This window comes from uncultured Candidatus Kuenenia sp., from assembly GCF_900696675.1.
Classification (GTDB): domain Bacteria; phylum Planctomycetota; class Brocadiia; order Brocadiales; family Brocadiaceae; genus Kuenenia; species Kuenenia stuttgartiensis_A.
On sequence record NZ_CAADGZ010000307.1, the window covers coordinates 1 to 1,050 of the forward strand.

The following is a 1,050-nucleotide window of genomic DNA, read 5'->3' on the forward strand; positions in this document are numbered from 1 at the left end:
CTGCTCAACGGTATGTCCGTCCGCACCGACACTTCTTCCATTGCCGTCAGGGGCAAATATCCGTACTCCTCCTGCATCTCCTGTAATATCGGAATTAAATCGTTTGACGCGGCACGGGAAAGAATGGCATGACATTTGTCTAAATTAAATGATAATGAATTTGCTTCGTCCGACATAATTCCCTCTCCTTGCATTTATGTCAATGGTAATAAAGAAAAGTAAACGTCTGATGGTTTTATAAAACCCCGCAAATCACATACTATCACTTTGCGGGAGAATGGCCTTGTATCACAACAACATCAGAAACAATACAAATTCCGCTAAATATGTCTTTTGCAAAAGCGCTTAAAGAGTCCCACCCTTTTTCGCCAGAAATCAGGCCTATTAACAGGTTGCCTGTTATAAGCAGCACTGAACCGTCCGGATTCCGCCATGCAGGGTATTCAAGTTATACACCGGAACAAACGCCGCCATGAATATCGCAGTGCCAGGGACATGATAACCGCATGGTTGACGCCTGTCTTATTTAATTCTACTCCGCCGTGAAATCCTATGGCAAATAGCAGATAAAGCGAAAATAGTTTGGGTAAAGGCTCAGGAATTTTAATATCTGATTTGCAAAATGATGCAATCATCCCCAGGGAGAAAAACAAGGCCGGCGGATGCAACAAATTATCAATAATAATAGAAACATTCACTTGCGTTCTCCTTTACTTTTCCAGATACACGAAAAAGATATTTTCTTTCCCAACATTTACATTGTCCTGCCTGATCATCCACCACCCATACCATATTAATAGACAAATTGAAGAACGCCAGTTGGAGGGTATTTCCGGTTTTCAATTTTAGCGCTGCCTGTACACTATAGTCAAACAAATCTGGTTTTAGAAACTTAGCGGTAATTTGGCTTTTTGAAAAATGGAGGCGAAGCATTTGCCTGCGTACAGTATAACTCCTTCAACATAGCGGGGTTGGCGTATGTACAGCATTTTACGTCTCTCTCTTATATGCAGGCAAATGCTTCGCCCCTACCCAGAATGTTTTTCGAAA

General features: G+C 41.8%; 2 protein-coding genes. Both read right to left on the reverse strand.

Annotated elements, in window-relative coordinates:
- Nucleotides 1-262: 262 nt before the first annotated feature.
- Nucleotides 263-412: a hypothetical protein gene (locus QZT26_RS17830; RefSeq protein WP_157820423.1), complete on the reverse strand. Its 150-nt coding sequence runs from the start codon at nucleotides 410-412 to the stop codon at nucleotides 263-265.
- Nucleotides 413-443: 31 nt separating this feature from the next.
- Nucleotides 444-698 (reverse strand): sodium-dependent bicarbonate transport family permease, encoded by a 255-nt coding sequence (locus tag QZT26_RS17835; RefSeq protein WP_197705366.1) that lies wholly within the window; start codon nucleotides 696-698, stop codon nucleotides 444-446.
- Between the last annotated feature and the right edge of the window lie 352 nt (nucleotides 699-1,050).